26 protein-coding genes are annotated in these 23,880 nt (G+C 71.8%); 10 read left to right on the forward strand and 16 right to left on the reverse strand.

Going from position 1 to position 23,880, the window contains the following annotated elements:
- Positions 1-16: 16 nt before the first annotated feature.
- From F4692_RS04855 to rfbA, 4 genes are all read right to left on the reverse strand, one after another.
- A complete protein-coding gene (locus F4692_RS04855) occupies positions 17-1,783 on the reverse strand; it encodes an alpha/beta hydrolase (RefSeq protein WP_179618467.1) in 1,767 nt (588 codons plus the stop codon).
- Positions 1,780-2,091, reverse strand: coding sequence for a hypothetical protein (locus F4692_RS04860; protein WP_179618468.1), 312 nt, complete (start codon positions 2,089-2,091; stop codon positions 1,780-1,782). Before F4692_RS04860 ends, F4692_RS04855 begins: the two co-directional genes overlap by 4 nt.
- A complete protein-coding gene (locus F4692_RS04865; protein WP_179618469.1) occupies positions 2,091-2,666 on the reverse strand; it encodes a hypothetical protein in 576 nt (191 codons plus the stop codon). The genes F4692_RS04860 and F4692_RS04865 overlap by 1 nt, the downstream gene beginning before the upstream one ends.
- A gap of 124 nt (positions 2,667-2,790) precedes the next feature.
- Entirely contained in the window at positions 2,791-3,657 is an 867-nt protein-coding gene (gene rfbA, locus F4692_RS04870; protein WP_179618470.1) for a glucose-1-phosphate thymidylyltransferase RfbA, read from the reverse strand.
- Positions 3,658-3,719: 62 nt separating this feature from the next.
- Here rfbA and F4692_RS04875 point away from each other — a divergent pair, with 62 nt between their 5' ends.
- Genes F4692_RS04875 through F4692_RS04885 form a run of 3 tightly spaced genes read left to right on the forward strand, consistent with a single transcriptional unit; the run spans position 3,720 to position 8,036 of the window.
- Positions 3,720-5,627, forward strand: coding sequence for a DUF4012 domain-containing protein (locus F4692_RS04875; RefSeq protein ID WP_179618471.1), 1,908 nt, complete (start codon positions 3,720-3,722; stop codon positions 5,625-5,627).
- Positions 5,628-5,637: 10 nt separating this feature from the next.
- Positions 5,638-6,636, forward strand: a complete 999-nt coding sequence (rfbB, locus tag F4692_RS04880) for a dTDP-glucose 4,6-dehydratase (protein ID WP_179618472.1) — start codon at positions 5,638-5,640, stop codon at positions 6,634-6,636.
- The gene (locus tag F4692_RS04885) at positions 6,636-8,036 is read left to right on the forward strand and encodes a sugar nucleotide-binding protein (protein ID WP_179618473.1); all 1,401 of its coding nucleotides are present in this window, start codon (positions 6,636-6,638) and stop codon (positions 8,034-8,036) included. Before rfbB ends, F4692_RS04885 begins: the two co-directional genes overlap by 1 nt.
- Here F4692_RS04885 and F4692_RS04890 read toward each other — a convergent pair.
- The 4 genes from F4692_RS04890 to F4692_RS04905 all read right to left on the reverse strand — a co-directional run bounded on the left by F4692_RS04890 (position 8,024) and on the right by F4692_RS04905 (position 10,619).
- Positions 8,024-8,317 carry a DUF2516 family protein gene (locus F4692_RS04890; RefSeq protein WP_179618474.1) on the reverse strand — a complete coding sequence of 98 codons (294 nt, stop codon included), beginning with the start codon at positions 8,315-8,317 and terminating at the stop codon, positions 8,024-8,026. The genes F4692_RS04885 and F4692_RS04890 overlap by 13 nt on opposite strands.
- 99 nt (positions 8,318-8,416) lie before the next feature.
- Entirely contained in the window at positions 8,417-9,142 is a 726-nt protein-coding gene (locus F4692_RS04895) for a hypothetical protein (protein ID WP_179618475.1), read from the reverse strand.
- A 33-nt stretch (positions 9,143-9,175) separates the two neighbouring features.
- Positions 9,176-9,583 (reverse strand): helix-turn-helix domain-containing protein, encoded by a 408-nt coding sequence (locus F4692_RS04900; RefSeq protein WP_179618476.1) that lies wholly within the window; start codon positions 9,581-9,583, stop codon positions 9,176-9,178.
- A gap of 94 nt (positions 9,584-9,677) precedes the next feature.
- Positions 9,678-10,619, reverse strand: a complete 942-nt coding sequence (locus tag F4692_RS04905; RefSeq protein ID WP_308645159.1) for an asparaginase — start codon at positions 10,617-10,619, stop codon at positions 9,678-9,680.
- Positions 10,620-10,698: 79 nt separating this feature from the next.
- Between F4692_RS04905 and cysC the strand changes: the two genes are divergently transcribed.
- From cysC to F4692_RS04920, 3 genes are read left to right on the forward strand one after another with little or no spacing between them, the layout of a single operon-like run.
- Positions 10,699-11,883, forward strand: a complete 1,185-nt coding sequence (cysC, locus tag F4692_RS21730) for an adenylyl-sulfate kinase (RefSeq protein ID WP_308645160.1) — start codon at positions 10,699-10,701, stop codon at positions 11,881-11,883.
- Entirely contained in the window at positions 11,876-12,418 is a 543-nt protein-coding gene (locus F4692_RS20975; protein WP_179618478.1) for an arsenate reductase/protein-tyrosine-phosphatase family protein, read from the forward strand. Before cysC ends, F4692_RS20975 begins: the two co-directional genes overlap by 8 nt.
- Entirely contained in the window at positions 12,418-13,428 is a 1,011-nt protein-coding gene (locus F4692_RS04920) for a sulfite exporter TauE/SafE family protein (RefSeq protein WP_179618479.1), read from the forward strand. The genes F4692_RS20975 and F4692_RS04920 overlap by 1 nt, the downstream gene beginning before the upstream one ends.
- A gap of 144 nt (positions 13,429-13,572) precedes the next feature.
- Here the strand turns inward: F4692_RS04920 and F4692_RS04925 are convergent, their stop codons facing one another.
- Complete coding sequence (locus tag F4692_RS04925; RefSeq protein ID WP_179618480.1) at positions 13,573-14,397, reverse strand: beta-keto acid cleavage family enzyme; 825 nt, start codon at positions 14,395-14,397, stop codon at positions 13,573-13,575.
- Positions 14,398-14,414: 17 nt separating this feature from the next.
- Here F4692_RS04925 and dtd point away from each other — a divergent pair, with 17 nt between their 5' ends.
- Positions 14,415-14,843 (forward strand): D-aminoacyl-tRNA deacylase, encoded by a 429-nt coding sequence (gene dtd, locus F4692_RS04930; RefSeq protein ID WP_179618481.1) that lies wholly within the window; start codon positions 14,415-14,417, stop codon positions 14,841-14,843.
- On the opposite strand, the gene F4692_RS04935 is transcribed toward dtd, so the two are convergent.
- The gene (locus F4692_RS04935) at positions 14,844-16,019 is read right to left on the reverse strand and encodes a glycoside hydrolase family 16 protein (RefSeq protein WP_179618482.1); all 1,176 of its coding nucleotides are present in this window, start codon (positions 16,017-16,019) and stop codon (positions 14,844-14,846) included.
- Between the two features lie 102 nt (positions 16,020-16,121).
- On the opposite strand from F4692_RS04935, the gene cysD reads away from it, so the two are divergent.
- From cysD to F4692_RS04950, 3 genes are all read left to right on the forward strand, one after another.
- On the forward strand, positions 16,122-17,036 hold the full coding sequence (cysD, locus tag F4692_RS04940; RefSeq protein ID WP_179618483.1) for a sulfate adenylyltransferase subunit CysD: 915 nt from the start codon (positions 16,122-16,124) through the stop codon (positions 17,034-17,036).
- A complete protein-coding gene (locus tag F4692_RS04945; RefSeq protein WP_257029502.1) occupies positions 17,036-18,307 on the forward strand; it encodes a sulfate adenylyltransferase subunit 1 in 1,272 nt (423 codons plus the stop codon). Before cysD ends, F4692_RS04945 begins: the two co-directional genes overlap by 1 nt.
- A 150-nt stretch (positions 18,308-18,457) precedes the next feature.
- Positions 18,458-19,813 (forward strand): helix-turn-helix domain-containing protein, encoded by a 1,356-nt coding sequence (locus F4692_RS04950; protein ID WP_179618484.1) that lies wholly within the window; start codon positions 18,458-18,460, stop codon positions 19,811-19,813.
- A 44-nt stretch (positions 19,814-19,857) separates the two neighbouring features.
- Here the strand turns inward: F4692_RS04950 and F4692_RS04955 are convergent, their stop codons facing one another.
- The 6 genes from F4692_RS04955 to F4692_RS04975 all read right to left on the reverse strand — a co-directional run bounded on the left by F4692_RS04955 (position 19,858) and on the right by F4692_RS04975 (position 23,831).
- On the reverse strand, positions 19,858-20,010 hold the full coding sequence (locus F4692_RS04955; RefSeq protein ID WP_179618485.1) for a hypothetical protein: 153 nt from the start codon (positions 20,008-20,010) through the stop codon (positions 19,858-19,860).
- A gap of 79 nt (positions 20,011-20,089) precedes the next feature.
- On the reverse strand, positions 20,090-20,212 hold the full coding sequence (locus tag F4692_RS20980) for a hypothetical protein (RefSeq protein WP_257029503.1): 123 nt from the start codon (positions 20,210-20,212) through the stop codon (positions 20,090-20,092).
- Between the two features lie 305 nt (positions 20,213-20,517).
- Positions 20,518-22,002 (reverse strand): sensor histidine kinase, encoded by a 1,485-nt coding sequence (locus F4692_RS04960; protein ID WP_179618486.1) that lies wholly within the window; start codon positions 22,000-22,002, stop codon positions 20,518-20,520.
- A gap of 166 nt (positions 22,003-22,168) precedes the next feature.
- A complete protein-coding gene (locus F4692_RS04965; RefSeq protein WP_179618487.1) occupies positions 22,169-22,471 on the reverse strand; it encodes a DUF1416 domain-containing protein in 303 nt (100 codons plus the stop codon).
- A gap of 1 nt (position 22,472) precedes the next feature.
- Positions 22,473-23,321 carry a sulfurtransferase gene (locus F4692_RS04970; RefSeq protein WP_179618488.1) on the reverse strand — a complete coding sequence of 283 codons (849 nt, stop codon included), beginning with the start codon at positions 23,319-23,321 and terminating at the stop codon, positions 22,473-22,475.
- Between the two features lie 39 nt (positions 23,322-23,360).
- Positions 23,361-23,831, reverse strand: a complete 471-nt coding sequence (locus tag F4692_RS04975; RefSeq protein WP_179618489.1) for a DUF4395 domain-containing protein — start codon at positions 23,829-23,831, stop codon at positions 23,361-23,363.
- Between the last annotated feature and the right edge of the window lie 49 nt (positions 23,832-23,880).

The raw sequence follows: 23,880 nt of genomic DNA on the forward strand, positions 1-23,880 counted from the left end.
CCCGCGGCGGCCGGACTCACCGGCGAGCGGTCGTGTCGGACCGACCGGGCTGGTCGGCCGTCGGGTCGCGGTCCCACTCGGGGTCCTGCGGCGGGCCCCACCACGGGTCGTAGCTCTGCTCCGCCTCGTTGACGTCGCCGCCGTGGCCGTCGACGATGCGGCCGATGTTGTAGAGCGACTCGGAGTCGTTGTCGAAGTAGGAGCTGTGGGCGTCACCGGTGTTGCGGATCCAGCTGCGGTCCACGTCCTCGGCCTCGAAGCGGGTCGCCTCGAAGTCCTCCGACGACGGGTCGGTCCCGAGCCCGAGCCCGAACTTGCCGATCCACCCCTCGTCGCCGAGGACCGCCACGAAGTCGCGGCTGTCCCGCCCGACGTAGACGTTGCCCTGGCCGAGGTCGGCGGCGGTGTCGGCCGGGCCGGCGCCCGGGCTGCCGATGAGGACGACGTCGTCGACCGCGTCGTTGCCGTGGGTGGCGTAGGCCGTCGTGGTCGAGCCGTAGCTGTGCCCGATGGCGGTGAGGTGGGCGGGGTCGTCCGGGCGCGAGGCGCGCAGCCCGTCGATCGCGTCGGCGAGGTTGCGCCCACCCTCCTCGGCGCGGCCCTCCGTGAGCGTGGCGAGGTCGGTCGGACCGTGCGGCGCGTCGTAGCCGAGCCAGTACATCGTCGCCACGCTCGAGCCGTCGCCGTTGTAGCGCGTGGACTCGTAGAGGTTCATCATGCGGTCGGTGTAGTAGGTCGTGTCCGACATGTCGGTGTTGATGCCCGGCGTCATCACCGCGACGTCGGTCGCGGTGTCGAGGTCGCCCACCGCGACGGCCACCCGGCCGTCACCGTCGTAGGCCGCGGGGTCGTAGAGCCACAGCTGCCCGCCCGGGTGGACGCCCGGGTCGAGCGGGTCGGTGTAGGCGTCGGCGTTGGCCAACGAGTCCCGCGCCTGCTGGGCGTTGGCGAGCACCTTGCGCTCGAGCGGGTCGATGGTGCCGTCCGCCTCCTTGGACGCGAGCCGGGCCAGGTCGTCGTCGAGCAGGACGCGGTTGGCCTGGTCGCGGGCGTCGGCGGGCAGGCCGTCGCCCTGCCCGATGCGCTCGGGGTAGGCCGCGATGACCGCCTCGCGCTCGGCTTCGCTGAGGCCCTCCCACCAGCGCTGGACCTCCTCGGGCGTGGCGCCGCTGCCTGGCGCGCCGGGGAGGTTCATCGCCGACTCGGCCATGGGCGGGATGCCACCGTCGGCGGAGAGCGACTCCGAGAGGGTGTCGGAGGCCTCGAACACCTGCCGCAGCAGGGTCTCGTTCTCCCGGACCCGACGCTGGAGGTCGTCGTCGGCGGTGACGAGCTCGGAGTAGTCGGCGCGCAGGTCGACGGCCCGCTCGCGGAACGCCGCGATGTCGTTCTCGGTGGGGTCGGTCGCCGCGTTGATGTCGGCGATCAGCTGGGTACGCCGCGCGTCGAGGCTGCGCTTGCGCTCGACGAGCTCCTCGTGCTCGCGGAGCAGGTCGCGCAGGGTGTCGGCGAACGCCGTCACGCCCCGCCCGACCCGGCGCACGGTGGTCGCCATCGCCGAGTGCTCCCCGGACGCCTCGCCGGACGCCTCCTTGTAGGACCGGTAGGCCACACCCGTCCAGCTGCCGAGGTCCTGCAGCTGCTTGGCGCGGTCCGCGAACTCCTCGTAACGACCGGCGGCGGCGTAGAGCGTGGTGGCGAGGGTGTCGGCCCCGCCCGCGTCGCCCTCGGGCTTCTTGAGCTGCGCCGGGACGGAGGCGGGGATCTCGATCGTGACGGTCATCGGGCCGGCCCCAGTCGTCCGTCGAGGTCGCTGAACTGCCGGTCGACGGCGTCGTCGGAGGTCGTGTAGTCGTTGGCGGTGGCCTTGAGCGCACCGACGAAGCCCTGGGCGATCGCCGCGCTCTCGTCGGCGTAGCCGGACCAGCGGGTCAGGAAGGTCGTGGCGGCGCCCTGCACGCTCGGCGGCAGGGCGGACGAGGACGCGCCGCGCAGCTCGCGCGCCGTCGACTCCATCAGCGACTCCTGGCTCTCCCAGCCCTGCGTGCCCATCCGCAGGCTCTCCATCTGCCAGACGAGGTGGCTGCCCATCACTCACCACCCCGCAGCGCCTCGTCGGCCGCGACGGACCCGACGACCTCGAGCCCCGAGCGGAGCCTGATCACCACCCGGGAGGTCGTGGGGAGCAGCACCTGAAGCTCCTCGCGGCCGAGCCCCGCGGGGCGACCGGCGAGCACCCGCGCGATGCCGTCGGCGGGGGTGAGCACGCTCCAGCCGTCCGCCTCGGGAAGCAGGTCGACGACGCGCTGGAGCGCGGTCGAGGCGGTGACCGGGTCGAGCTCGTCGAAGGTGGCCGTGCCCTGCCAGCGCAGCGTCCCCTCGGGGCCGCCGGCGAACCACACGTCGTCGAGGTGGGACGGCTCGGCCGGAAGTCCCAGCGCGGTCCAGAGCGAGGCCATCCGCGCGCGCTGCTGCTCGCGGGCCGCGGGCGCGTCGACGGTGGGCGCGTCGGCGGGGACCTCGCCGGACGGAGGGGCCTCGGGCGGGAGCACGACGACGTCGACGTCGCCGTGGCGGCGCACGACCGTGGACCAGAACGGGTCCTCCTTGACCCGCCTGGTCGCGGGCGCGCCCGAGACGAAGTCGAGGGTTGTGGGGTCCGGCACGGCGCCTCCTGCTGTCAGGTCGAGATCAGGCGTGGTCCTGTGCCGTCACTCTCCCCCGCGGCGGGCGGGTCGAAACCCGCGCTCGGTGCGCTGTGGAGGAACCTCCCCCGTGTGCGCAGCCCGCCTAGCCGTGCTGCAGCAGCCCGAGGAGGTACTCGCCGTAGCCGCTCTTGCGCAGCGGCTCGGCGCGTGCGGCCAGCTCGTCGTCGGACAGGAAGCCCATCCGCCAGGCCACCTCCTCCGGCGCGCCGACCTTGAAGCCCTGGCGGCCCTCGATCGTCCGCACGAAGTTGGAGGCGTCGTTGAGCGAGTCGAACGTGCCGGTGTCGAGCCACGCGGTGCCGCGCGGCAGCACCTCGACGTGCAGCCGGCCCTCCTCGAGGTAGCGCCGGTTGAGGTCGGTGATCTCCAGCTCGCCACGCGCGGACGGCTCGAGCTCGGCGGCGTACTGCACGACGTCGTTGTCGTAGAAGTAGAGCCCCGGGACGGCGAAGTCGCTCTTGGGGTGCTCCGGCTTCTCCTCCAGCGACAGGGCGCGGCCCTGGTCGTCGAACTCCACCACGCCGTAGGCCCGGGGGTCGGCGACGTGGTAGCCGAACACCGCCGCGCCGTCGAGGTCCGCGAACCGCAGCAGCTGCTGGCCGAGGCCGGAGCCGTAGAAGATGTTGTCGCCGAGGACCAGCGCGGACCGCTCGCCGCCAATGTGGTCGGCGCCGATGATGAAGGCCTGGGCCAGCCCGTCGGGGCTCGGCTGCACCGCGAAGCTCAGGTCGATGCCGAACTGCGACCCGTCGCCCAGCAGCCGGTGGAAGCCGTCGGCCTCGTGCGGCGTGGTGATGATCAGGACGTCGCGGATGCCGGCGAGCATCAGCGTGGAGAGCGGGTAGTAGATCATCGGCTTGTCGTAGACCGGCACCAGCTGCTTGCTGATCCCCTGCGTGATCGGGTGCAGTCGGGAGCCGGTCCCGCCGGCCAGGATGATTCCGCGCATGGGGCAACCCTAGGGCCCTCGTTCGCCTCACGGGGTGCGGCACCGTTTGGCACCATGTGCGCATGCCGTCCTCCCGTCGTCCCTCGAAGCGACGGCGGCTGGTCCGGCCCTCGACCGTGATCGGGGTGCTCGTCCTGCTCGGGGTCGGTCTGGTGCTGCTGGCGATCCCCTTCCTCAAGGCGCCCGGCCACGCCCAGGGCGCGAAGACGGACCTCGAGGCGGCGCGCACGTCCCTCGCGGCGGGAGACGTGGCCTCGGCCGAGGCCAGCGTGCAGAGCGCACGGCGCCACGCCGACCAGGTGCAGGACGCCATGCAGGGTCTCGGCGGCGACGTCTGGAGCCTCGTGCCCGTCGTCGGCGAGCCGGTCGACGACGTACGCCACCTCGGCAACGCGCTCAACCACCTCACCACCGCCGCCGAGGTCGCCCTGGCGACGTGGCCGAGCGTGAGCGGCAAGGACGCCACCCTCTTCGGCAAGGGGTCGGTCGACATGGAGACCCTCGACGGCCTGGTGTCCGCCGTCGACCAGGTCAGCGTCAACCTCGACGCCGCCCAGCTCGAGCTCGGCGAGGTCCGCGACTCCTCGCTCGGTGTCGGGACCCGGCTCGGGGAGGCCCGCGACGAGGCGACGGCCGTCGTGAACCCCCTCGCCTCCGACGCCCGCCGCGCCAAGCCGCTCACCCAGGTGCTGCCCGAGCTGTTCGGCGGCGAGGGCGACCGGACGTACCTCCTCGCCCTCCTCAACCCGAGCGAGCAGCGCTTCTCCGGCGGCGCTCCGCTGACGGTCGTACCGATGGACGTGAAGGGGGGCTCGCTCAGCATGGGCGACGCCATCGACACGTCCGACCCGCGCCTGTTCAAGGTGGGCCGCTGGACGAAGGTCGAGGGCAACCCCTTCCACAACGGCAAGCTGCGCATCTCCACCGCCACCTTCGCGCCCGACTGGTCCGTCTCCGGCGAGGAGCTGCTGCGCGGCTGGGAGCGGCGCACCGACCAGCCGGTCGACGGCCTCGTCGTCGTCGACGTCGTCGCGCTGGCCGACATGCTCCGGATCACCGGCCCGATCGAGGCGCCCGCCCCCTACGGCACCCTCGACGCGGGCAACTTCGCGCAGAAGCTGATCGGCGACTACGACACCTATCCCGACAACGCCGCGCGCAAGGACCTCAACCGCGCGATCGTGCCCGTCTTTGCCGAGCGGCTGCTGGCACCGGGCGACGCCATCGACAAGATCGACTCCCTGCGGACATCCGCCCAGGGCCGGCACTTCGCGCTCTGGATGCGCGACCCGGACCTCCAGTCGGCGGTCGCGCAGATCGGGCTCGCCGGCCAGCTCTCCGACACCGCCAACGACTACGTCGCCGTCTTCAACCAGAACACCAACGCCAGCAAGGCCGACTACTGGCAGAAGCGCTCGGTCGCCTCCGACGTCAGGCTCGCGGAGGACGGCTCCGCCAAGGTGCGGATGACCATCTCGGTCCACAACGACTCCCCGCCCTACGTCCAGGGCTTCCCCGACCCGCGCGGCGGCACCTACGTCACCAAGTGGAACGGCATGACCCTCGGCGTGTTCCTGCCCGACGGCGCCGAGCTCACCGCCGCGACCGCAGCGGGCCGGTCGCAGGGCACCCGCTCCTTCGACTACTACGGCCGCCCCTACAAGCTGCTCCGCCTCGTCCTGCCGCCCGGCGAGACGCGCGAGGCGGTGCTCGAGTACGACGTGCCAGCCGCCGCGGTCGCGCCGGGCGACGGCACCCTGACCTACCGCCTCGCCGCCACCCCGCAGGGGATGGTCGTGCCGCAGGCGCTCGACGTGACCGTGCACTGGCCGAAGGGGTACGACGTGGGCGAGCTGCCGCAGGGCTGGACCCGCACCGGGGCGGGTGTCGCGGCGTACTCCGACCCGGGTCTGGTCACGCAGCCGACCTTCAGCGTCACTGGTTCCGTCGCACCCGCCGCCGCACCCTAGACTCCCCGGCATGGAACGCCTTCTTGTGACCGGAGGCGCGGGGTTCATCGGCTCGAACTTCGTGCACCACCTCGTCGAGCACACCGACCTCTCGGTGACGGTCCTCGACAAGCTGACGTACGCCGCCTCCCGCGAGTCGCTGGCCGGGCTGCCCGAGGACCGGGTCCAGCTCGTCGTGGGCGACATCGCCGACGAGGACACCGTCGACCCGCTGGTCGCGGCGCACGACGCGGTCGTCCACTACGCCGCGGAGTCGCACAACGACAACTCCCTCCACGACCCGAGCCCGTTCATCCGGACCAACATCCTCGGGACCTACACGATCCTCGAGGCGGTGCGCAAGCACGACAAGCGCCTGCACCACGTCTCGACCGACGAGGTCTACGGCGACCTCGAGCTGGACGACCCGAAGCGCTTCACCGAGGACACGCCCTACAACCCGTCCTCCCCCTACTCCGCCTCCAAGGCCGGCTCCGACCACCTCGTCCGGGCCTGGGTGCGCAGCTTCGGGGTCCGCGCGACGGTCTCGAACTGCTCCAACAACTACGGCCCGTGGCAGCACATCGAGAAGTTCATCCCGCGCCAGATCACCAACGTCATCGACGGCGTGCGCCCCAAGCTCTACGGCTCGGGCGAGAACGTCCGCGACTGGATCCACGCCGAGGACCACTCCTCGGCCGTGCTGACCATCCTGGAGAAGGGCAGCATCGGCGAGACCTACCTCATCGGAGCCGACGGCGAGAAGAACAACCTCGAGGTCGTGCGCCTCATCCTCACGCTGATGGGGAGGTCGGAGGACGACTTCGACCACGTCAACGACCGTGCCGGCCACGACCTGCGCTACGCCATCGAGTCCGGCAAGCTGCGCCAGGAGCTCGGCTGGCAGCCGCAGTACCAAAACTTCGAGTCCGGCCTGGCCGACACCATCGCGTGGTACCAGGAGCACGAGGACTGGTGGCGCCCCCACAAGGACGCGACCGAGGCGAAGTACGCGCAGAAGGGCCAGTGATGGCCGACCTCGCCGTCGAGACCACCCCGATCCCCGGCCTGCTCGTCGTGCGGATGCCGGTGCACGGCGACGCCCGGGGATGGTTCAAGGAGAACTGGCAGCGCGAGAAGATGGTGGCCCTCGGGCTGCCGGACTTCGGCCCGGTCCAGAACAACATCTCCTTCAACGCCTCGAAGGGGGCGACCCGCGGCATCCACACCGAGCCGTGGGACAAGTTCGTCTCGCTCGCGACCGGCCGGATCTTCGGCGCGTGGGTCGACATGCGGGAGGGGCCGACCTTCGGCACGAGCTTCTCGATCGAGGTCGACCCCTCGATCGCCGTCTTCGTGCCGCGAGGTGTGGGCAACTCCTACCAGGCGCTGGAGGACGGCACCGCCTACACCTACCTCGTCAACGACCACTGGCGCCCCGGCGTGAGCTACCCCGCCCTGCACCTCGGCGACGAGACCGCGGCCATCCCGTGGCCGATCCCCCTCGACGAGGCGGAGATCTCCGAGAAGGACCACCACAACCCGCGCCTCGGCGACGTCGTCGCGATGAAGCCCAAGAAGACCCTGGTGCTCGGGGCCGGCGGCCAGCTCGGGCGCGCCTTCGCCGCGGCCGACCCCGACGCGGACAGCCGCACCCGCGCCGAGCTCGACCTGACCGACGCGGACGCGGTGGCAGCGTTCCCGTGGCAGGACTACGGCGTCGTGCTCAACACCGCGGCCTACACCGCCGTCGACCTCGCCGAGACGACGGAGGGACGCGTCGCCGCGTGGGCCGCCAACACCGCGGCACCGGCCACCCTCGCCGCGCTCGCCCGCCAGCACGGGTTCACGCTCGTGCACTTCTCCTCCGACTACGTCTTCGACGGCACGGCCCCGCTCGACCCGGGCCACGTCGAGGACGAGCCGCTGTCACCCCTCGGCGTGTACGCCCAGACGAAGGCGGCCGGCGACGTCGCCGCCTCCCTCGCACCGCGCCACTACGTCCTGCGCACCTCGTGGGTGATCGGCGACGGCAAGAACTTCGTACGCACGATGCAGTCGCTGGCGCAGAACGGCGTCTCCCCCAGCGTGGTCGAGGACCAGGTCGGCCGACTGACCTTCACCGAGGAGCTGGTCCGCGCCACGCGGCACCTGCTCGACTCGGGCGCGGCCTTCGGCACCTACCACCTCTCCAACGGCGGCCCCGCGATGTCGTGGCGCGAGATCGCGCAGGAGGTGTTCACCCGTTCCGGGCGCAGCGCCGACGACGTCAGCGGCACCACGACGGAGGCGTACGCCGCGCAGCAGCGCGAGAAGGGGGCGCCGTTCGCACCGCGTCCGCTCCACTCGGCGATGTCGCTCGAGAAGATCCGGGCGACCGGCTTCGAGCCGGAGGATGCGCTGACCGCGCTGGACCGCTACCTGCGGTAGGACGTCACTTCCTTCAGCGCGGGACGCACGTCGGCGAGGTAGACGAGCGCCGCGATGAAGAAGACGAGGCTGATCAGGTTGAGCGGCGAGCCGAGGATGATGAGCTGCGCGGCGAAGCCGAGACCGGTGATCGCGCACCACGCCACCTTCGTCAGCTTGCCGGCCGCGTCGTAGGCCTCCGCGGAGAAGAGCAGCGCGTTGACGAAGGCGAACCCCTTGACCGCCAGCATCACCAGAAGCACGACGAGGTAGAGGGTGCCCTGGACCTCGTAGATGTTCACGCGACGAGTTTAGAGGAGGAACGCCAGAGGCCCCCGTCCGCGGACGGGGACCCTGGGTCGTCAAGCGGGTCAGAACAGCGTGAGCTGCTCCTCGTCCCTTCAGTCGCCGACCTTCTCGGCGGCCTCGACGACGGCGTCGACGGCGCTGGCGGCGGTCTTCTTCGCAGCGGTGGCCGTGGCCTTCGCGGTGCTCTGCGCGGTCGCCGTCTTCTTCGCCGCGCTCTTGCGGGCGGTCGTGGCGGACGCCTTCTTGGCGGCGGCCTTGCGGGTCGCCTTCTTGGCGGTCGGCCTCGGGGTGGGCTCGACCTTGGTGGCGGCGGTCTTGTCCGCGGCCTCGACGGTCGCCTCGGCGGCCTTCCTGGCCTGGGTGGCGGTGGTCTTCGCCTTGGCGACGGTGGTCTTCGCGGACGACACCGTGGCGGTGGTGGACTCCTGGCGGCGGATACGGCCGACGAGCGTCTCGCCACGCTTGACCAGCTCGGCGTAGGTGGCGTTGGCCGCGGCGACGTTCTCGTCGACGAGGCTGGTGACCTGGGAGGAGATCCGGGTGGAGACCTTGGCGGGGTACGCCCTCGCCTCGGCCTGGAGCTCGGCGACGCGGGCCTCGACGGCGGCGCGGCGGGCCTTGGCGGCGGCCTGGGCGTCGAACTTCTGCACGTCGGCGACGCGGGCGGACACGTCCTTCTGCACGGCTGCGACGCGCTTCTGCACGTCGGCCACGGCGTCGCGGACGACCTCGACGGCGAGGTCGGTCACGCCGACGCCGGCGAGGACGGGCTTGAGGGCCTCGGCCCTGAGGTCGCGCTTGGCGGTCTTGCTGGCCATGGTGGTGCTCCTTCTGTCGGGTTCTGTCGGGGGCTACTCGGGTGGGTCGGTGGGTGCTGCTGCGGGTGCTGCGGTCTGGTCGTTGAGGGCGAGGAACGAGGCGTAGACGTCGAGCAGCGAGTTCTTCTGGCGCTCGGTCAGCCGGGCGTCGGCGAGGATCGCGAGCTCGACCGAACCAGCCTTCCCGGGGTCCGGGTGGACGATCCCGGCCCGGACGTAGAGCTGCTCGGCCGAGACGCGCAGCGCCTTGGCGAGCTGCTGCAGGACCTCGGCGGAGGGCTTGCGGAGCCCGCGCTCGATCTGGCTGAGGTAGGGGTTGCTCACCCCGACCTGGTCGGCGAGCTGTCGCAGCGACAGCCGCGCCGCGAGGCGCTGCTCCTTGAGGTAGTCGCCGAGCGAGCCGATCGACCCGACGACGGCCTTGCCCTTCTCCTTGACCATGCCTCCAGTGTGCTAACACGAGTTAGCAGAACACAAACCAGACGCGGGTGAGACGGCTCACAACCCCCGGGTCCACCGGGGTGATCGGCGCTAGCTAGAAGGCAGCGCGGATCTCGCCGACGGGCTTCCCGCCGCCGAGCAGCTCCAGCCGACCGGTGGTCGTGACGGCGTCGGCGTCGACGCCCTCCTCCTCGAGCAGCCCGGAGCGGCGCAGCGCCTCGGCCATCAGCACGGGTCGTACGCGGGCCGCACCGTCGTCGGTCTTCAGCGCCCACGCGCGCCCGTCGGGCACGGCGACGGCGTAGCAGGACTCGGCGCCGGCCTTGCCGATGAGGCCCGGGACCGCGCGGTGCAGGGTGAGCTCGTCACGGGTCGTGCCGCTGACGAGCTCGGGGTGGCGGCGGATCGCCTCGGCGACGCGGCGCTCGGGGCCCTCGGTCGCGGTCGCGAGCGCGGAGAAGGCGCGGGCGAGACCGGTGAGCGACGTCGACAGCAGCGGGGCGCCGCACCCGTCGACCGCGACCGTCGTGACGGGCTCGCCCGTCAGCCGGGCGAAGGTCTCCGCGATCGCGACCTGGAGGGGGTGCTGCGGGTCGAGGTAGGTCGCGGTGTCCCACCCGCGCAGCACACAGGTCGCCAGCATCGCGGCGTGCTTGCCGGAGCAGTTCATCAGCACCGGCGTCCGCACCCCGCCCTCACGGATCACCGCCTCGCGGGCCGTGTCGTCGAGGGGGTAGTCGGGCGGGGTCTGCAGCGCCGACTCGTCCAGCCCGGCCGACGCCAGCGTGCGCCGTACGCCCGCCACGTGGATCGGCTCGCCGGAGTGCGAGGCGCAGGCCAGCGCCAGGAGGTCGTCGGGCAGGTCGAGCCCGAGCTCCACCATCGCGAGCGCCTGGATCGGCTTGTTGCTCGAGCGCGGCAGGACCGGCACGTCGACCTCGCCCACCGACCAGTCGACGGAGCCATCGGCGGCCAGCGCGACGACCGAGCCGTAGTGGTGGCCCTCGACGAACCCCGAGCGGACGATCTGTGCCACGACGGGCAGTCCAGTGGGGGCACGACCAGCAGCAGGCATGGCGGAAGGCTACTCACCCACGTTCTGAGAGGATGCGCGGGTGATCCAGCACTGCCCCTCGCCGACCGAGCTCGACGACCTGGAGCTGCTCGTCTCCGGTGCGTACGCCCCGCTCACCCGCTTCAACGAGCCCGGGAGCGTGGTCACCCTCGCGCTGCCCGACGACGTCGTCGAGGCCGAGCTGGTGGACCCCGAGGGCCTCCCGCTGGCCCGCGTGTCCACCGACGGCGCGCTCGAGCCGCTCACGCACGCGCAGTACGGCCCCTTCCGCCGGCTGCACCTCACTCCGACGCAGGTGCGCGAGCACCACGCCGGCGCCACGTTCGTCCCCGTGGCCGACGCCCTCACCGACGCCGACCTGGCCGACCTGCGCGGCCTCGGCCGGGTGGTGCTGCTGGCGCTGACCGGCACCGGCACCGGCTCGCTGTCCCCCGTCGCCCTGCTGCGCGCCTCGCTGGCCGCGGCCGCGCTGCTCGACGACGCCGCGGTGGTCGCCGTACCGCTCCCCGCGCACGGCGACGCCGACGCCGACCACGCGCTGGGCACCCGGGTCGTGGCGACGTACGCCGGGCCGGACCCCGTCCACGCGCTCGCGGACGCCGACGAGCCGGGCGAGCTCCCCGAGGCGATCGCCGCGATCGTCGAGGAGGACCGGCCCGCCCCGGAGGAGCAGGGCCTGGTGCTCTTCTTCACCGGCCTGTCCGGCAGCGGCAAGTCCACCCTGGCCCGAGCCCTGATGGACCTCCTGCTCGAGCAGGGCGGCCGCACCGTGACCAGCCTCGACGGCGACGTCGTGCGCCGGCACCTCTCCGCCGGACTCACCTTCTCGCGGGCCGACCGCGAGACCAACATCCGCCGCATCGGCTGGGTCGCGGCCGAGATCGCCCGCCACGGCGGGGTCGCGGTGTGCTCCCCCATCGCGCCCTTCGCCGAGACCCGCGAGCAGGTCCGCGAGATGGTCGAGTCCGCCGGCGGCGCCTTCTTCCTCGTCCACGTCGCCACGCCGCTCGAGGAGTGCGAGCGCCGCGACCGCAAGGGGCTGTACGCCAAGGCGCGCGCCGGCGAGATCCCGGACTTCACCGGCATCTCCTCGCCCTACGAGGAGCCCGAGGACCCCGCCGTCCGGGTCGACACCACCGGGCGGTCGATCGAGGACGCCCTCCAGGACGTCCTGGTCGCGCTCGACCGGGCCGGCTTCCTGCACCTCACGGGCGCCGATGCCTGATCCGCTCGAGGTGCTGTTCGTCTGCACCGCCAACATCTGCCGCTCGCCCGCGATGGAGCTGCTCGCGCGCGACCTGGCCGGCGACGCCGAGCGCTCGGGGGTCGTCTTCGCCAGCTCGGGGACCCACGCCCGCGACGGCCACCGGATCAATGCCGACATGCTGCCGACCCTGCCCCCGGCCGTGGCCGAGGGAGCGGGCGCTTTCCGCAGCCGTCACCTGACGACCGAGCTGCTCGACGGCGCCGACCTCGTGCTCACCGCCGAGTCGGTCCACCGCCAGCACATCCTCGACGACCACCCGCAGCTGCACCGCAAGGTCTTCACGCTGGGACAGTTCGAGGCGACGATCGCCGACCTCCCCGACCTGGGCGGCCGCGACCTCGTCAACGCGGCCGGTCACCGGCGTGCCCCCTCGTCCGCGGCCCACGACGTGGCCGACCCCTACCGGCGCGGGAAGGCGGCCGCCGAGAAGGCGACCGGCACAATCACTGCCATGCTGCGCGTCGTCGTACCCAGACTCGTCGGAGACCGCTGATGCTCGAGTTCCTCACGATCACCTTCTTCTCGATCCTCGCGGCCGGCTTCTTCGTCGGCATCGTGGTCGGGCTGACCGGCATGGGCGGCGGCGCCCTGATGACGCCCGCGCTGCTCTTCCTGGGCGTCGGCGAGGCGGCCACGGTCGTCACCGCCGACCTCACGGCCGCCGCGGTCTACAAGACCGGCGGCGCGATCGTGCACAAGCGCGAGGGCTCGCCCAACATGCAGCTGGCGAAGTGGCTGATGATCGGGTCGATCCCGATGGCGCTGCTCGGACCGCACCTCGTGGCGTGGTTCACCGACGACGTCGACGAGCTCAACCACGTGCTCATCATCTGCATCGGCTTCGCGCTCCTGCTCGCCGCCGCGACGTACGCCCTGCGCCTCTACGTCAACCTGCTGCGCGTCCGCTCCGGCCGGCACGCCACCGACGACAACCCGGCGATCCGCGTGGTCCCCACGCTGCTCGTCGGCATGCTCGGCGGCCTCCTCGTCGGCATCACGAGCGTCGGCTCCGGCTCGGTCATCATGATCGCGCTGCTGATGCTCTACCCCGGCCTGTCCGCCGTGCGCCTCGTGGGCACCGACCTCGTGCAGGCCGTGCCCCTGGTGCTCGCCGCGGCGATCTCCAACATCGCCCTGCACGGCATCGACTGGGCGATCCTCGTCCCCCTCGTCATCGGCTCCGTGCCCGGCACCATCCTCGGCTCGATGCTCGCCCCCCGGGTCCCCCAGTCCTTCATCCGCCGCGGCATCGTCGTGGTCCTGACGATGAGCGGCGTCGCCCTCCTCGACAAGTCCGGCTGGGCTCCCCTCGGCGAGGACGAGACCCACCCGATGCTGATCGCCGGCATCGGCCTCGTCGTGCTCCTGGTCCTGCCCGTCGTCTGGGGCTTCATCCGCAAGTCCCAGGGCCTGCCGATGTTCGGACAACCCACCATCTCCCAGCTCGAGGACCCGTCCTACCGGCCCGGGCTCGTGGGGATGAAGAAGGTCGACGACTCCTAGGGCCGTTCGGTGCCGCCGGGAGCGGTGAGTGAGGCAGGTTCTCCGCTCGTGGAACGTGCGTCACACACCGCTGCGGCCCCCGGGCGGTGAGTGAGACATGTTCTCCGCTGCCGAAACGTGTCTCACGCACCGCCGGAGCGACCCTCAGCCGAGCCCGAGCAGCTCCCGGCACCCCGCGGGCGTCATCGGCTCGCGCTGCGCGATGCGGCCGAGGTCCACGGCGCGCGAGACGAGCTGGGCGTTGGACTCGACGGGTACGCCCCGGCTGATGGTGAGGACGTCCTCCATCCCGACGCGCAGGTGCCCGCCCATCGAGAGCGAGGCCATCGCGACGGCGAGCGTCGAGCGGCCGATCCCCGTGGCGGACCACGAGGTGACCTCGGGCGGGAGGGCGGCGACGCCGGCGACGAGGGCGGGGGCGGTGCCGGGCATGCCGCCGGGGACACCCATCACGAAGTCGACGTGGACCTTCCCGCCGGCGGGGGTGCCGTGCTCGCGCAGCAGGCGGCCCAGGGCGTGCACCTGGCCGAGGTCGAAGAGCTCGAACTCCGGCGCGACGCCGCGGGAGAGGGCGAGCTGGTAGAGGTCCTTCACGAACGGCCACGGGTTGAGGAAGACGTCGTCGCCGAAGTTCGACGTGCCCATCGTCAGCGAGCACGAGTCGGGCTCGGCGTCGAGGACCTTGAGCCGCTCCTCGAGGGGGTCGTGGACCGATCCCCCGGTCGAGAGCTGGACCACGAGGGACGAGGACGACCGGACGGCGGCGACCCACTCCCGCAGCATGGACTGGTCGAGGGTCGGCGCGTGCGCGGCGTCGCGCACGTGGATGTGGATCATGGCCGCACCCGCGGCCTCGCACTCGGCGGCCGTGCGCGCGATCTCCTCCGGGGTGGTGGGGAGCTGCGGGCAGTCGGCCTTGGCGGTCTCGGCCCCGGTGGGGGCGACCGTGATGAGGAGGGGCTCGGGCATGGCGGCATCCTTGCACCATGCGTGCGGTCATCCAGCGGGTCCTCTCCGCCAGCGTCCGGGTCGACGGTGAGGTGGTCGGCGCGCTCGACCGTCCCGGCCTGCTCGTGTACCTCGGTGTCACCCACGACGACGGCGACGCGGAGGTCGCGTGGACCGCTCGCAAGATCTGGGACCTGCGCCTGCTGCGCGACGAGCGGAGCGCCAGCGACGTCGGGGCGCCCGTGCTGGTGGTCTCGCAGTTCACCCTCTACGGCGACGCGCGCAAGGGCCGACGCCCGACCTGGCAGGCAGCCGCACCCGGCCCCGTGAGCGAGCCGGTGTACGACGCGGTGTGCGCCGAGCTCGTACGCCTCGGCGCCCACGTGGAGCGCGGGAGGTTCGGGGCGGACATGCGGGTCGAGAGCGTCAACGACGGCCCGATCACCCTCGTGCTCGACAGCCCGTGATCAGCCCTTCGGGCCGGTCTCCCACACGCGCGCCCAGTCGACCTCCATGGTCTCGGGCAGCTCGCCGTTGAACCGGGGCAGCTCGTAGTCCGAGGACAGCAGGCTGAGGATGAGGAACTCCGGGCGGCCGGAGGTCTCGCCCTCGAGCCGCTGGGTGACCCGGCCGTCGATGCGGAAGACGTACTCGTCGGGCGTCCACTCGACCGAGAAGACGTGGTACTGCTCCGACCAGTCGTCGCCGAGCTCGTCGGCGTCCGGGAGCCAGCCGCCGACGGTCTGCTTGCGGTTCTTCTTGTCGAGGAAGTAGGTGAAGCTCGTCAGCCCGCCCTCGGGGTGGTCGTCGCCGAAGTACTCCATGACGTCGATCTCGGCGCCGCCCTCGCGCGCGCCCAGCGGCTGCTGCCCGTTGACGCTCTGGAGCCAGAACGCGGAGTGCTGGCCGCGCGCGGACTGCGTACGGATGCGGGCGGCGGCGAAGCCGTAGGTGAAGTCGTAGGTGCCCTCGGTCCCGACGTGCCCGTTGAGCCGGTAGGGGTAGCGCTTGCGGCGCCCGGGCAGCTGGCAGGTCTCGCCGTCACGGTCGGGGTCCTCGGTGACGCTCAGCACGAGCACCCCGTCCTCGACCTCGGTGGCGCTGGCGTCGGCGCGGGAGCACTTGCGGACGCCGGTGTATCCCTGGTCGCGGGTGTTCCACACCGCGCCCGGCTCGTCGACGGACGCCTCGTCGAAGTCGTCGGTGAAGCTCGCGGCCGGGGCGTCGCTGGTCGAGACCTCGGTCCCGACGGCGTCGTCGCCGTCGCCGACCACGACGTGCAGGGTCCCCGACGAGCGGCTCGTCAGCGCGACGTGGCCGTCCTCGTCGGTCTCCTGCTCGTCGACCTCGTCCCAGCCGTCGTCGGTCTTCGCGACGAGGGTGACGGCGGTGCCTTCCTCCACGTCGGCGACCGTCGCGTCCACCACCCAGGCGGCCTCGTCGGCGGCCTCGACGTCCTCGCCGTTCGCCGCGAGCTGCGGGAGGACGCGGGCCTCGACGTCCGCGCTCTCCTCGTACGACGGGACGGCCCCGCCGCCGTCGGACCCGGAGCAGCCTGCGGTGACGAAGGCCACCGCGAGCACGCCGGACAGCAGGCGCTGGCGCGAGCGGTGGCGAGGGACCGGGCGAGGGGTGCGGCGCATTCGACCGAGTGTGGCCGACCACGCCCGGCGACGCGAATTCACCGGGGCGTGGTCCGTCGCTACGATGAACGCTGCTGTCCCTAGAGAGGTCCTCGCCACGCCATGACCAACACCCACGTCGACTACCAGCTGAGCCAGCTGGACCAGCTCGAGGCCGAGTCGATCCACATCTTCCGTGAGGTCGCCGCCGAGTTCGAGAAGCCGGTCCTGATGTTCTCGGGTGGCAAGGACTCCATCGTCATGCTCCGCCTCGCGGAGAAGGCCTTCTACCCGGCGAAGATCCCCTTCCCGATCATGCAGGTCGACACCGGTCTGGACTTCCCCGAGGTCATGGAGACCCGCGACAACTGGGTGAACCGCCTCGGCGTGCGCCTGGTCGTCGCCTCCATCGACGACGCGATCGCGCGCGGCGTCGTCGTCGACGACGGCAAGACCAGCCGCAACCGCATGCAGACCGCGACGCTGCTCGACGCGATCGAGGAGAACGGCTTCACCGCCGCCTTCGGTGGCGGCCGCCGCGACGAGGAGAAGGCCCGCGCCAAGGAGCGCGTCTACTCCCACCGCGACGAGTTCGGCCAGTGGGACCCCAAGATGCAGCGCCCCGAGCTCTGGAGCCTCTACAACGGGCGCCTGCACGCCGGCGAGCACATGCGGATCTTCCCCATCTCCAACTGGACCGAGCTGGACATCTGGGACTACATCGGCCGCGAGGGCATCGAGATCCCCTCGATCTACTTCAGCCACCAACGGCGCGTCTTCGAGCGCGACGGCATGCTGATGACCGAGACCCCGCTCAACCCGATGCGTGCCGGCGAGGTCGCGGAGGAGCGCACCGTCCGGTTCCGCACCTGCGGCGACATCACGCTCACCGGCTGCGTGGAGTCCACCGCATCCACCATCGACGAGATCATCGAGGAGGTCGCCGCCGCCCGGGTCACCGAGCGCGGCGCGACCCGCGGTGACGACCGATTCTCCGAGGCGGCCATGGAAGACCGCAAGAAGGAAGGCTACTTCTGATGGGCGCCACCGAAGGTCAGATGGACCTCCTCCGCTTCGCCACCGCCGGATCCGTCGACGACGGCAAGTCGACCCTCATCGGCCGGCTGCTCTTCGACAGCAAGTCGATCTTCGCCGACCAGCTCGAGGCAGTCGAGAAGACGTCGACGGACAAGGGCCACGGCTACGTCGACCTCTCCCTGCTCACCGACGGCCTGCGCTCCGAGCGCGAGCAGGGCATCACCATCGACGTGGCCTACCGCTACTTCGCGACGCCCAACCGCAAGTTCATCATCGCCGACACGCCGGGCCACGTGCAGTACACGCGCAACATGGTCACCGGCGCCTCCACCGCCGACCTCGGGCTGGTCCTGGTCGACGCCCGCCACGGCCTGACGGAGCAGTCGCGCCGCCACGCCGTGCTGCTCTCGCTGCTGCGCGTCCCGCACCTGGTGCTCTGCATCAACAAGATGGACCTCGTCGACTGGTCCGAGGAGACCTACGAGAAGATCCACGCGGAGTTCACGCAGTTCGCGACGAAGCTCAACATCCCCGACCTCGAGGTCATCCCGATCTCGGCGCTCAACGGCGACAACGTCGTGGACCGCTCGGAGAACACGCCGTGGTACCACGGGCCGACGCTCATGCACCACCTCGAGCACGTGCACGTGGCCTCCGACCGCGACCTCGTCGACACCCGCTTCCCCGTGCAGTACGTCGTGCGCCCCAAGTCCGACGAGCACCACGACTACCGCGGGTACGCCGGCCAGATCGCCGGCGGCGTGCTCAAGAGGGGCGACGAGGTCATCGTGCTGCCGAGCGGGATGACGTCCACCATCTCCGGCATCGACCTGTTCGACCGCGAGGTCGACGAGGCGTTCCCGCCGATGTCGGTCACGGTCCGCCTCGAGGACGACGTGGACGTCTCGCGCGGCGACATGATCGCCCGCGTCAAGAACGCACCCAAGCCCAGCCAGGACATCGACGCGATGGTCTGCTGGATGACCAACGAGCCGCTGCGCCCGCGCCAGAAGCTCGCCATCAAGCACACGACCCGCAGCGGTCGCGCGATGGTCAAGGACATCCAGTACCGCCTCGACGTCAACTCGCTGCACCGCGACCAGGAGGCCGGCGAGCTCGGCCTCAACGAGATCGGCCGCGTCCAGCTGCGCACCACCGTGCCGCTGCTGTGCGACCCGTACTCGAAGAACCGCACCACGGGCTCGTTCATCCTCATCGACGAGGCGACCGGCGTGACCGTCGGCGCCGGGATGATCAACAGCGGGAGCTGAGCGCCCACCTCGTCGTACGCCCGCGACACACGCCCCGACGCCGCCGGTCCCGACCGGCGGCGTCGTGCGTCTCGGCCCGGATCCTGCACGCGCGTGCGACTTTGCCGGAAATCGACACCGTTCTGGCAAGTCGTGCACCAGAATGTCCGGATGGACTCGCGTCATGCCGAGCTGCTGGAGCAGACCGACCGTGAGGCACTGGGCCGCCGCCTGCGGGCAGCCCGCCTCGCTCGCGGACTGACCCAGGGCGAAGTGGCCCACAAGATCATGTCGGTGGCCTACCTGTCCCGGATCGAGACAGGTCACCGCGGCCCCACTTACCCCCTGCTCGTCTCCCTCGCCGAGCGGCTCGACGTCTCCGTCGCGTCCCTCCTCGGAGAGCCCGAGAGCAACGTCGTCGACGAGATCCGCCTGGCCCTCAGCTATGCCGAGCTGTCGCTGGAGTCCGGCCAGCCCCAGGACGCCGAGACCCACCTCGCCCGGGCGATCGAGCAGCTGCAGGGCTCGAGCGTCGAGGGGATGCGCGACCGCGCACGCCTGCTCCGTGCCCGCGCCCTCGAGGCCACCAGCCGCGAGGACGACGCGGTCCTCGAGCTCGAGTCGCTCATCGACGACGACACCGACGGCCTGACGAAGATCAAGGCCGGCATCGCCCTGAGCCGCATCTACCGTGAGACGGGCGACCTCAACCGGGCCATCGAGTGCGGCCAGCGCGTCCTGACCCACGTCGAGGACGCCGGTCTCGACGCGTGCGACGAGGCCGTCCAGCTCGCCGTCACCCTCGCTGCCGCCTACTTCGAGCGCGGCGACACCGGCCACGCCGTGCGCATGTGCCGCAAGGCCATCGACCGCGCCGAGACGCTCGGCACGTCCAGGGCCCGGGCCTCCGCCTACTGGAACGCCAGTGCGATGCAGGCGCGGCGCGGCGACGTCGCCAGCGCCGTGCCCCTCGCCGAGCGGGCGCTCGCCCTGCTGGGCGAGGGACAGGACGCCCGCAACCTCGCGCTGCTCCGCGGCGAGGTGGGCCGCCTCCAGCTCGAGCTCGACCCCCCGGCCCTCGACGACGCCCGGCAGAACCTCGAGCAGGCCGCCGCCGAGATGGAGTGGAGCCCCTCGACGTCCTCCGACCGCGCCCAGGTGCTCCTGGGCCTCGCGCGGGCGTCCTTCCTCTCCGGCGACGTCGCGGCGAGCCGCGACCTCGTCGCCGAGGTCCACACCGTCGCCAACGGCCACCTGCCCCTCGCGGAGGCAGAGGCGTGGGCGTTGCTCGGCAGCACCTACGTCGCCGAGGGCGACTCCGCCGAGGCCAGCTCGTGCTTCCAGCGGGCGGTGCACACCCTCTCGGCGATCGGTGCCGACCGGGTGGCGGCCCAGCTGTGGTTCGAGCTCGCCGACCTGCTCCAGGGCGTCGGGATGACCGAGGCCGCGGCGGACGCGTACCGGCGCGCGGCAGCGTCGACCGGGCTGCGGGCGCGCGCGGCGGCTGCCACGTTCGCCCGCAGCTGAGGGGTCAGCGCACGCGCAGACCCCGGGTGGTCGGGGTGCTCAGCTCAGCAGCACCAGCCGGTGCGCGCGGTCTGCTTGACCTGCGCCGCCTCGGCGGGGGCGGCGAAGCCGGCCAGGCTGACGAGGGCGACGGCGGCGACGAGGATGCGGGTGGCCTTGCGGTTCATGGTGTTCTCCAGGGTGAGAGTGCTGCGCACGAGGTGCCGACAGCTGGGTGGGGTGCTGCTGACGTCGCGCTCAGGGGTGCGCGACGGTGGTGCTCTGGTGCGCTGAGGATCAGCAGCACCAGCCGGTGCGGGCGGTCTGCTTGACCTGCGCCGCCTCTGCCGGCGTGCCGAGACCGGCCAGGCTGACGAGGGCGACGGCGGCGACGAGGATGCGGGTGGCCTTGCGGTTCATGGTGTCTCCAGGGATGAGTGCTGAGTGGGGTGTGGCGGGCGTCCCGAGCACCTGCACGAGAAATCTTGGCAAAACAGATGCCGAGTGTCGCGATCTTTGGCAAACTTGGGCAAGTCCCTCTGGCAAATACCCCTGTGTTGCCAGCGGGCGACACCCCGCGAGATCCCCCCTTGCGGGTCACGCACCGGTCCCCACCCGGTTGCCGCACCGGACCCCCCGCCCCCAGCGGGGGGTCCTCGCACGTCACCGTGCGGACAGGGCAGGGCCAGCCTGCGACCGGGACGACGCAGGCATGCGGGGAGCCGTCAGCGCGGCAGCGTGACGCACACGGTCGTGCCGGTGCCGGGAGCGCTCTCGAAGGAGACCTCGCCGTGGTGGGCCTCGACGATCGTGCGCACGATCGTGAGGCCGAGACCGGTGCCGGGACGCTGGAGGCGTCGGGCGTTCTGCCCGCGGAAGAAGCGGTCGAAGACCTGTCCCGCCTCGTGCCGCTCCACGCCGACGCCCTCGTCGCAGACGGTCAGGACGACGTGACCGGCGTCCTCGACCAGGCTGACCGTGACCACGCCGTCGGGCCGGCTGTAGGCGATCGCGTTGTCGAGCAGGTTGTCCACGGCCTGCCGCAGGCGCATGCCGTCGGCGTGGACGGTGAGCGACTCGGGGCAACGCAGGGCGATGCGCACGCCGGCGGACTCGGCGTCGAGGACGGCGGAGTCGACGGCCTCGACGAGCACGGTCGCGAGGTCCACGGTGTAGGGGTCGATCGGTGGCGAGCCGGCCGCCGCCCGGGTCGCGAAGAGCAGGTCGGCGACGAGGTGGGAGAGCCGGAGCATGTTGCGCCGCGCGGCCGTGACGTGCTGGCGGCCGTCGGCGCTGACGTCGGTCGAGTCGTCGAGCAGCTCGAGGTAGGCGAGGGCCGCAGTCAGCGGGGTGCGCAGCTCGTGCGAGAGCGTCGCGACGAACTCGTCCTTGACGTGCATCGCGCGCACGAGGTCGGTCACGTCGTGGTACGCGAGCACCGCGCCGGCGGCGAGACCGGTCCGGTCGACGACGGCCCGCGCCGAGACCGAGAGGGCCCGCCGGGACTCGTGGTCCTCGCCGACCCAGATGCGTACGTCGTCGAACTCCTCGCCGCGCACGGCGCGCACCGACGGCATCTCGTCCGGCTCGAGGAGGCGCACCTGGTCGGGGTCGTAGACGAAGCCAGGCTGTCCCGCCAGCCCCAGGTGGTCGTGGGGGAAGGCCAGCTCGAGGAACTCGCGCAGGCAGCCGTTGGTGGCGAGGTAGCGCCCCTCGGCGTCGATCCGGAGCAGCCCGACGGAGGCGCCCTCGAACACGGCGCGGGCGGTGCTGCGCTCGGAGTCGACGGCCGCCTCGGCCGCGTCCAGCCGCTCGACGAACGCCTGGCGCTCGGTGATGTCGGCGACCTGCGCGATGAAGTGGACGGGCATGCCGGCCGGGTCGCGGAGCAGGGCCACCGACAGGTCGCCGATCACGATGCTGCCGTCGGCGCACACGTAGCGCTTGGTGATCCGGTAGGAGCCGATCTCACCCGCCAGGGCCTGGTCGACCAGTCGCAGGTCGGCGGCGAGGTCGTCGGGGTGCGTGATGTCCTGGAAGGTCAGCGCGGCCATGGCGTCCGGGTCGTAGCCGAGCATGTCGCAGAACGCTGCGTTGGCGGAGACGAAGTCGCCGGCGGGCGACACGATCGCCATCCCCACCGGGGAGTGCTCCATGGTGAGCTGCCACAGGTCGGTCTTCTCGGGCGCGCGCGTGTCGGACACGACCATCACACAACCCTCCCGACGACATGGACGAACTGTCACCGTACGAGTCGCCGGCCTCCCGCTCGGGGCATCTGCACGAACAGTGGCGAAAATGAGGGGAACGCCCCGTGCCCGGTGCACGAGGCGCTCCCTCCGGTCCAGACCAGTGGTCCGGGTTGTCAAACTTCTGTCAGGCGCTGACGAGCACCTGGACCTCGGCCACCGAGCCGGTGGCCGCCACGACCCGGGTGTCCACGGGCTCGGCCTTCGGCGCGAGCGTGCGCAGGGTCCACTCGCCGTCCCCGGCGAAGAACCGGAAGTGACCACTGGCCGAGGTCGGGACCTCGGCGGTGAACTCACCGCTGCGGTCGAGCAGCCGGACGTACGCGTTCGACACCGGCTCCTCCCCGCGCAGCACCTGGCCCTGGATCACGGCCTCCTTGGCGACGTTGACGCCGTCGAGCGACAGCCCGCCCTCCTTGGCCCCGCACATGTCAGGCCTCCCCGGGCTCGTCGCCGAGCGCGACGGGCACGCCGACGAGCGAGCCGTACTCGGTCCAGGAGCCGTCGTAGTTCTTCACGCTCTGGTGGCCGAGCAGCTCCTTGAGCACGAACCAGGTGTGCGACGAGCGCTCGCCGATGCGGCACAGGGCGATGGTCTCCTTGGAGTCGTCGAGGCCGGCCGCGCCGTAGATCTCGCGGAGCTCCTCGTCGGACTTGAAGGTGCCGTCGTCGTTGGCCGCCTTCGACCACGGGACGTTGATCGACGTCGGGACGTGCCCGGCGCGCTGGGCCTGCTCCTGGGGGAGGTGGGCCGGGGCCAGCAGGCGGCCGGCGTACTCGTCGGGGCTGCGGACGTCGACCAGGTTCTTCACGCCGATCGCGGCGACGGTCTCGTCGCGGAAGGCGCGGATCGAGGAGTCCTGCTCCTGCGCGGTGTACGTCGTCGCGGCGCGGCTGGGGAGCTCGTCGGTCAGCTCGCGGGAGTCGAGCTCCCACTTCTTGCGGCCGCCGTCGAGGAGCTTGACGTCCTGGTGGCCGTAGAGCTTGAAGTACCAGTAGGCGTAGGCGGCGAACCAGTTGTTGTTGCCGCCGTAGAGCACGACGGTGTCGTCGTTGGAGACGCCGCGCTCGGACAGCAGCGCCTCGAACTGCGCCCTGTCGACGAAGTCGCGGCGGACCTGGTCCTGCAGGTCGGTGGTCCAGTCGAGCTTGATCGCTCCCCGGATGTGCCCCTTGTCGTAGGCGGTCGTGTCCTCGTCGACCTCGATGAGGACGATGCCGTCGGTGTCGAGGTTGTCCTCGACCCACTGGGCGGTGACGAGCGAGTTCTCGCGGCTCATGGTGGTGTGCTCCTTGGTGGTGGTTGAACAGTCGGGGGGTCAGGCGGTGGCGATGAAGCGGCGGACGAGCAGGTAGACCTCGCATCCCAGGCAGAAGGCGAAGACGGCGTTGAGCAGCGCCGCGACGAGCGCGAACCCGACCGCAACCTGTCCGACGACGGTGGCGCCGGCGAGCAGGGCCACGAGGCCGACGAGCGCGAACGCGAGGCCGACCGCCTGTGCGAATCGGGGCGGCTCCGGCGACTCCCACTCGGCCGGTGGGCCGAGACGCGGGCGCACGAGCGTGCGGAACAGCCACGCGTGCGGCGTGGCCTGCACGCCCCGAACGGCACCGATGGCGAAGAGGACGGCCTGGACGGCGAGCAGCGACGCGTCGTAGGGCGACGGGAGCAGCAGCACCGCGACCAGGACGACGGCGGTGAGCTCGGCGGCCAGCTGCGGGCCGCGCGGGTCGATGGCGCCCTCGGGGCGCCGCGCGACGTCGGGCCGGGTGGTGGCGGTGGTGGTCATGTCTCTCCTGAGGTGGTCGGCACAGCACGGGGCCGGGCGCGCTGGGACG

This window comes from Nocardioides cavernae, assembly GCF_013410035.1.
GTDB lineage: Bacteria > Actinomycetota > Actinomycetes > Propionibacteriales > Nocardioidaceae > Nocardioides > Nocardioides cavernae_A.